At 54.6% G+C, this 7,618-nt stretch carries 9 protein-coding genes and 1 CRISPR repeat array; of the genes, 8 read left to right on the forward strand and 1 reads right to left on the reverse strand.

The genetic code is table 11. The annotated features are described in order from the left end of the window. Positions 1-141: 141 nt before the first annotated feature. From IJT02_10030 to IJT02_10065, 8 genes are all read left to right on the forward strand, one after another. Positions 142-819, forward strand: a complete 678-nt coding sequence (locus tag IJT02_10030; protein ID MBQ7545264.1) for a hypothetical protein — start codon at positions 142-144, stop codon at positions 817-819. A 251-nt stretch (positions 820-1,070) separates the two neighbouring features. Beyond that, a CRISPR array of direct repeats spans positions 1,071-1,362; the repeat unit is 32 nt; unit sequence GTTACTGAACCTTCCTTTGAGGAATTGAAACC. Between the two features lie 67 nt (positions 1,363-1,429). Further along, positions 1,430-2,434 (forward strand): type I-B CRISPR-associated endonuclease Cas1, encoded by a 1,005-nt coding sequence (gene cas1b / locus IJT02_10035; protein MBQ7545265.1) that lies wholly within the window; start codon positions 1,430-1,432, stop codon positions 2,432-2,434. 3 nt (positions 2,435-2,437) lie between these two features. Further along, positions 2,438-2,707, forward strand: a complete 270-nt coding sequence (cas2, locus tag IJT02_10040) for a CRISPR-associated endonuclease Cas2 (protein MBQ7545266.1) — start codon at positions 2,438-2,440, stop codon at positions 2,705-2,707. 34 nt (positions 2,708-2,741) lie between these two features. Continuing rightward, positions 2,742-3,395, forward strand: coding sequence for an SH3 domain-containing protein (locus IJT02_10045; GenBank protein ID MBQ7545267.1), 654 nt, complete (start codon positions 2,742-2,744; stop codon positions 3,393-3,395). Between the two features lie 52 nt (positions 3,396-3,447). Further along, a complete protein-coding gene (locus IJT02_10050) occupies positions 3,448-5,049 on the forward strand; it encodes a DEAD/DEAH box helicase (protein MBQ7545268.1) in 1,602 nt (533 codons plus the stop codon). 58 nt (positions 5,050-5,107) lie between these two features. After that, positions 5,108-6,232: an aldo/keto reductase gene (locus IJT02_10055; protein MBQ7545269.1), complete on the forward strand. Its 1,125-nt coding sequence runs from the start codon at positions 5,108-5,110 to the stop codon at positions 6,230-6,232. Further along, positions 6,233-7,018, forward strand: coding sequence for an adenosylcobinamide-GDP ribazoletransferase (locus IJT02_10060; GenBank protein ID MBQ7545270.1), 786 nt, complete (start codon positions 6,233-6,235; stop codon positions 7,016-7,018). It abuts the gene before it with no gap. Continuing rightward, positions 6,969-7,331, forward strand: a complete 363-nt coding sequence (locus tag IJT02_10065) for a bifunctional adenosylcobinamide kinase/adenosylcobinamide-phosphate guanylyltransferase (protein MBQ7545271.1) — start codon at positions 6,969-6,971, stop codon at positions 7,329-7,331. The genes IJT02_10060 and IJT02_10065 overlap by 50 nt, the downstream gene beginning before the upstream one ends. On the opposite strand, the gene IJT02_10070 is transcribed toward IJT02_10065, so the two are convergent. Continuing rightward, positions 7,315-7,618, reverse strand: a 304-nt coding sequence (locus IJT02_10070) for a hypothetical protein (protein ID MBQ7545272.1), incomplete at its 5' end; no start/stop codon positions are given. The genes IJT02_10065 and IJT02_10070 overlap by 17 nt on opposite strands.

A 7,618-nucleotide genomic window follows, 5' to 3' on the forward strand; every position in this document is an offset into this window, starting at 1 on the left:
GATAGGGCACTCTGCCTGAACGTGAGGCATCTGGGGCTTGAGCGCGTTCCGTCGTGCTCTGTGTGCGGAGGGAGTGCGGCTGTGGACGAGCCTTCTGAACTTGAGGAGGCGGCGGAGATTTAGGGAAGGGGGCGGGCAGGAATGGGACTGTTCGACTGGATGCATGACCTTTTCAGCACGAAGACTGAGGAGGCGGGAAACAGCTTCTTCACTGTCGAGACCTCTGAAGGCGAGCTCGTAACTATCAACACGTCGGACTCGTCTTCACCGTTCTACGGGTCATCGTGGACGAAGATTCTGAAGGCGTACGAGGCGAAGGACTACATTCGCGGGCGGGTAATGACGCGCTGCGTAAGCAGGGACAGCAGATTTTCGGGCTACCGCATTGACCTTGAGGGAGTGGAGGCGTTTCTTCCTGCGAGCAAGTCGGCGTGGTACTACAGCCCTGAACGTGATGCGTGCGGAAAGTATCTTGCGGTAGGGATTGAGAGCGTGTACACGAGCGGGGGCAAGGCTGGGAAACTTGTTGTGAATGCGTATGCTCCTGTGAAGTACCTGTACCAGAGGCAGGGGAAGAAGGATTACGCGCCGGGCGGGACTCCGTATGCGATGGCGATGGATTACGACAATGCGTTTCTGTACTTCCAGCACTACAAGGAGCAGGTGATATGCGTACCGATTGACGAGGCACTGAACACTGCGAAGAGGCGCGGTCTTGCGGGAGGTCTTGAGGTGCTGACGGGGTATTGCTGGCAGGTGCGTATTCTGAGCTGGAAGGGGGATTACGGTCTTGCGTCTGCGGTAGATGTTCTTGTGTAGAGGTCGACTGCTCAAAAGTCAAATTTGCGCCCCTGAACCTGCAAGGGTTTGGGGGCTGTTTTTGGGCTACGTATTGACCAATATGCAGAATTACCGAGCGAAAAATTGAGTTTTCGGGGAGAGCGACTCACGCGGTGCAGGAGGAGGAATGTTGATGCGGTGAGGGGTTATGAGTTAGGAGGGTGAAACATTGCGTAATTTCTGCAAGTATGTTAAAATCTCCAACGTAGTAATGATGCGGTGTGTGAAGAGTTACTGAACCTTCCTTTGAGGAATTGAAACCTTCTAGGTTCCCTAATTGACGCAGCTTTATTTGTTACTGAACCTTCCTTTGAGGAATTGAAACCTGATACGCCTCTTACCGTCTTTCTCCTGTGTTGTCGTTACTGAACCTTCCTTTGAGGAATTGAAACCTGGACAACGGTGCGGAACGTTGTCTTCCAGTCCGTTACTGAACCTTCCTTTGAGGAATTGAAACCCGCTCGCCGCCAGAGTTGCCATTTTCAGCTGTGTTACTGAACCTTCCTCTTAGGATTTATGACCCTGCTACAGACCGGCAGGGTCTTTTCTTTTTCCCAATCACTCACACAAAGGAGGCCTCCATACTCTCATGGGAAAAACTCTCTACATCTTCAGCTCCGGCACCCTCAAACGCAAAGACAATACCCTCCTCATGACCTTCAAGAACCAGCCCCCTCAATTCATCCCCATCGAAACCGTCGACGACATACTCGTTCTCGGTGAAGTCGACCTCAACAAATCCCTCCTCGAGCTCCTCACGGAAAAATCTATCCCCCTACACTTCTTCAGCCATTACGGCACATACACAGGCACTTACTACCCCCGCGAGAACAAAAACTCCTCCACCGTCCTCCTCGCTCAGGCCGCCCACTGGCTCGACGAACATTCACGCCTCAACTTGGCCGCCGCGTTCGTTCTCGGGGCAATCGGCAACATGCGCCGACTCATCATGTACTACCAGCGCAGGCACGACTCCCTAGACGCTGCCGACATCCTCGACTACCTCGAACAGTGCGCGCACCAAGTCTCCGAAGTCCAGAACGTCCCCTCACTGCTCGGCCTCGAAGGCACCGCTCGGAGCATGTATTACCAGTTCTTTGACAGGCTGATTCAGGATGAGGCTTTCTTCATCGTCAAGCGCGTCCGCCGTCCACCAAACAACCCCATGAACGCGCTGATCAGCTTCGTCAACTCACTCTGTTACGCTATGACCCTGTCGCAGATCTACCGCACACGTCTTGACCCCAGAATCAGCTTCCTGCACTCGCCGTCAGACAGGCGCATCAGCCTCAACCTCGACCTGTCCGAAGTCTTCAAGCCACTCCTCGTCGACCGCTTAATCTTCTCCCTCGTCAACAGGCACATGATTCACGCCTCAGACTTCAGCCGCAATGACTCGGGAGGAATTTACGCGTCAGAGAGTGCACGGCACGTTATCGTCTCGGAGTGGGAGAAGAGCATAGCCCGGACTATTGATGTGCCTTCAGGAGGGAGGAAGTCCAGCTGGCGCGGAATGGTCAGGCTCGAAGCACAGAAGGTGCAGAACTTCATAACCGGCGGTGCACCCTATGAACCGTTTATTCACAGGTGGTAGAGAATGTTCGTGATTATGGTCTACGATGTCAACGCTAAACGTGTCGCAAAAGTCCTCAAAATCTCACGGCGTTATCTCGTTCATGTTCAGAGGAGCGTCTTCGAGGGCGAACTTACCCCCGCAAGGCTCGGTGCTCTGAAGAATGAGCTTGAAGGTGTCATTGATGACGGCGAGGACAGCATATTGTTCTACGGCTGGAATTACGGCAGATATTCTTTCAGAGAGGCAATAGGTGCGGATTGTCCCGGCTGTGAGGGAGCAAATTTCGTGTAAAGTCTGCTACACTTGCAAGAAAGGAGGAATTTTCATGAGAAGAATAGTTTATGCTGTGATAATGCTGGTACTTTCCTCGTCAGGAATCTTTGCCGCTGAAAGGTTCGTCGAGTTCCCGACACTAGGTGTCTGCACCGGCGACTACGTCCGTTATCGTGCGAGACCCGACACCAACGCTGACATCTGGGGTCGCCTTCACACCGGCGAAAAGGTTATCGTCGAAAGCCAGACACGCGTCAACGGAGAAGTGTGGTACGAGATATTCCCTAAGGACATTCAGGAGTCAGCCTTCGTGTTCGGGAAATATCTCACGCCCTGTTACGGCGAGGAAGTCCAGAAATCACCAGTCGGCAAGCTCATTCTTGAGGTGCTGCAGACCTACTGTCCATACAGGGACTATGATTACTGGGGCGAGTATGACGGCGAGTTTGAGTACCCCGAGATCAAGAGAAGCTACGACCGTCGCGGCTGGCTGGTGAAGGTTGAGGCATGGCAGCCCAACAAAGATTTCGGCTTCGGTGAGCTTCGCATCGGCGACAGCACAAGCAAGCTCACGCGTGTTCTCGGAGAACCAGACAACAAGTCCGCATCAGCATGGACGTACGAAGCAGGAGAGTATGCCGCCTTTACGTTCAGGATAAGGGACGGGAAGATTGTCCGCATGATCTATGAAGAGTGGAGAGAGTAGAGAGCTAGTGTGCGATAATAAGCAAAATTTTTGTTGGAGGAATTAATACATCTTGGATTTCAGCAATTACGGCCTCAGAAAAGAGCTCCTCTCTGCTCTCAATGAACGCGGATTCACTTCGCCTATGGAGGTTCAGGATCGCGTACTCTCTGAGGACTGGAACAGTGATTTGATTGTCCGTGCAAAAACAGGCTCGGGCAAAACATTAGCCTTCCTTCTTCCGCTCTTTCAGGAACTCGCGATAGGTGAACGCACGCCCCGCATTCTCGTCCTTGCTCCGACGCGCGAACTCGCACAGCAGACAGCGAACGAAGCCGAATTTCTCGGCCGTTTCCTCAGAATCTCCTGCGCATCACTTGTCGGCGGAATGGACATAGTCAGCCAGCTTAAGGCTCTGAAGCACGGTGCGGCAATAATCGCCGGAACTCCCGGGCGCGTGAGAGACCACATTCAGCGCGGCTCGCTGAAGACTGACGGAATAGCGTCGGTTGTCCTCGACGAAGGAGACCTGATGCTCGACATGGGATTCCGCGAGGAGCTGGAGGCAATACTTGACGCGATACCCGAAGGCAGGCGGTGGCTGTTTTCCGCGACAATGCCCGATGATGTCAAGGCACTCGCACAGAAATACCTTCACGAACCGCTTACCCTGTCGGTTGACGAAGAAGGCTCACAGCATGAAGACATACTGCACAGAGTGTACCAGATTCCCTCGAAGAAGAGATTTGAGGGCCTAGTTGATATACTGCTTTGGGAGCATCCTTCACGTTCGCTGGTGTTCTGCCATACGAAGATGGAATCGATAGAGATTGCGCAGAGGCTGCAGGATCACGGCTTCAGGGCTTCGGCACTGCAGGGCGACATGACGCAGGAGGAACGCAACGCCGCTCTTGCCTCGTTCAAGTCGGGGTCTGTGCCGTGCCTTGTGGCTACGAACGTTGCGGCGAGGGGGCTGGACATTGAGGGGGTGAGCCACGTGATTCAGCTCGGACTTCCTGACGACAGAGAGACATTCATTCACCGAAGCGGAAGAACGGGACGCGCCGGACATGAGGGCGTGAATCTCGTTCTGCTGTCTCCGCCGGAAGCCGGTAGGTTCAGAGAGATGCTGAGGGGCACGGAGATTCGCACCGAATGGCGGGACGTGCCGAACATCGAGGAGATCCGCAGTGCGTGGCGTGATGCTGCGGAACAGGACATTTTCGCCGCGCCAATCGACGAATTTTACGGCGAGTGCGTGAAGTGGGCGGCTGACCTCGCGAAACGTGCAGAACCGAAGGTCATCATCGCGAAACTCCTTGCAGTTCTCAGTGCACGGAACAAGGGCTACGCTCTCGACAAGGAATTAGAGCGCGAACAGGCAAAACGCACCCGCAAGCCATCACGTGCTCCGGCCAAGAAGAAGGAAGCCCGGCCTAAGGGAGCATTCCGATACTTCAAGAGCTCGCAGGCTCAGGATGTCGGAAGAGTATTGAACGCAATGTGCCGTGCCCTCAAGGTCGAACGTTCGGAGGTCGGGGCAATCCGGCTGAAGGATAATCACGTGATTGTTGAGCTTATGCCGCTGGCTGTGTCCCGTCTTGAGCAGGGTATAGCTGGGCTGTCGAAGTTCGGGCTGTTCCCTGACGAGGAGAAGAGGCGGGCAAGACGTTGATTAAAGCGCGGGTTAGGATGTTAAGATAAAATAATTCATTTCATGAGGGGGTAAATTTATGTTAGGCGATAACATCAAGAAACTGGGCTTCGGCCTTATGCGCCTTCCGAGAGTTGAGGGCTCTGAAGACGTAATCGACATCGAGCAGGTCAAGCAGATGGTTGATGAGTTCATGGCGGCGGGCTTCACGTACTTCGACACGGCGTGGGCTTATCCCGGAAGCGAGGACGCAATCCGTCAGGCACTGGTTGAGCGTTACCCGAGAGAGAGCTTCCAGCTGGCGACGAAGAATGCCGCGTGGATCGGCTGCAAGACTCAGGACGACGCGCTCGAGCAGTACAGGACATCACTGCGCCAGTCGGGAGCAGGGTACTTCGACTTCTACCTTCTCCACAATCTCGGAGACTCGCGCACAAAGCCATTCGACGACTTCGACCTCTGGAATTATTTCCTCAACGAGAAGAAGGAAGGCAGGATTAAGCATTTGGGCTTCTCGTTCCACTCAACACCCGAGCAGTTAGACGAGATTCTGAACGCGCACCCAGAAGCGGAGTTCGTACAGCTCCAGATAAACTACGGCGACTGGGAGAACCCCGCGATACAGTCCAGAGCGTGCTACGAGGTTGCGCGCAAGCACGGGAAGCCCGTCATCGTCATGGAACCCGTGAAGGGCGGAAACTTGGCCACGCCTCCCGAGAGCGTAGAGAGAATCCTCAAGGCAGCAGAGCCGGAGTCTTCCTGCGCGTCGTGGGCTGTGAGGTTCGCGGCAGACCTTGACGGCGTTATGGTAGTCCTGTCGGGAATGTCGAACCTCGAGCAGATGAGGGACAATCTGTCGTACATGAAGACCTTTACGCACCTTTCAGCCGAAGAGAAGAAGGTCATCGACGAAGCGCGCGTCGCCCTCGCGAAAGTTCCTGTAATCCCCTGCACGACCTGCAACTACTGCGCGAAAGTCTGCCCGATGGACATCGGAATTTCGGCATCCTTCACGTCCCTGAACATGTACACGCTTTACGGCAACCTTGAGAGCGCGAAGAACAACGAGAAGTGGAACGTTGAAGGGATGGGGCACAAACACGCCAGCAAGTGTATCAAGTGCGGGAAGTGCGAAGCGGCATGTCCCCAGCACATAAAGATTCGTGATGAGCTTGTGAGAGTCTCGAAGACGTTCGGAGTGTAAGTGTTCGCGTCGCTGTTAATCGTCCTGTCGTTCATTTCGGCAATACCAGTCCCGCAGAAGATTCTTCCTCTGTGGGACTCTTCGTCTCTGCGCTGGTTCTGCGTAATGCTTCCGGCTGCCGGGCTGGTGTTCGGGCTGTTGTGGTTCGCAGTGTGGAAGGTGCTCACGCTGACTGAAGTATTCTCGCCGGTTCTGCGCGGGTTCATCATGATGATGTTCACGCTCGGGCTTACTGGAGGGCTTCACCTCGACGGACTGATGGACACCTGCGATGCCGTGTTCTCGCACAGGGACAGAGAGACGCGCCTTAAGATTCTCTCCGACACGCACGCAGGAAGTTTCGCCGTGATGGGATGCGTGATAGTTGTTCTCTCGAAAACTCTCATGTTCTCTGAGCTCCTCACGCTGAACGTTTCCGCCTTTGCGCTCGCGGCCGTGCCGGCGTATTCGCGTCTCGGAATGGGCTTCATGCTCAACAGCCTGCCGTTCGCGAAAAATGACGGTCTCGCCGCAACTCTCGGAGCAGCACGGAAAGAGCAGGATACTATCTTCTTCGTGGTGATGATAATATGGCTTCTGCCTCTGGGAAGCGCAACACCGGCTCTGTCGTTCTGCTTGTGCCTGCTGTTCTGGCGGAGAATGTGCCTGAAGCTCTTCGGCGGAATCACTGGGGATTTGCTGGGTGCGTTCGTTGAGGTTAGTGAAGCGGTTATGCTGCTGGGGATGGTGATTGAGTGTGCATGTTATTCTTGGTGGCAGATTTCAGGGCAAACGTGCCTACGCTGAGAGGCTCTACGGAAAGTTTCCTGCTGTGTCTGACCTCGAGCGTGATGATGCTCTGCTGCCTGGCCTCGTCGTCAATGTTCACTTAGGTGTGAAGCGCGGGCTCGGGTGTGAGTTCTTCGCGGCTAGAATGCGTGTGCTGAGGCAGTGTGTGATACTCTGCACGGAAATCTGCGGGGGGATTGTGCCCGTAGACGAAGCACAAAGACGATGGCGGGAAGAGACCGGCAAAGTCTATCAGCTTCTCGCGCGCGGGGCGGACATAGTTGACAGGGTATTTGCCGGCCTTGCCCTGAGGCTTAAAACGGTATCCTGATGTAGCGTTCGTACTCTTCCGGCGTGAACGTTTCACGGCAGATATTGTCGTATTCTCTCATGATCTCCTCGTCGGAATGCCGACTGTCTGACCAGTATATTATCTTGTAGCGGACACCCCAGAGTTCCGCCTCAAAGCCCGTAGCAAATGCTCCTGTACGCCTGAACAATGCCAGACGCTTCCTCGCAAATGACGGGTCAGGCGCGTGTTCTGGGGATTCTGCGTCTGCGATTATCACGCTGTCATGATAACGTTTCACCGTAGAGCGTATCAAGTGTGAGCCGAGA

Source organism: Synergistaceae bacterium, from assembly GCA_017450125.1.
GTDB lineage: Bacteria > Synergistota > Synergistia > Synergistales > Aminobacteriaceae > JAFUXM01.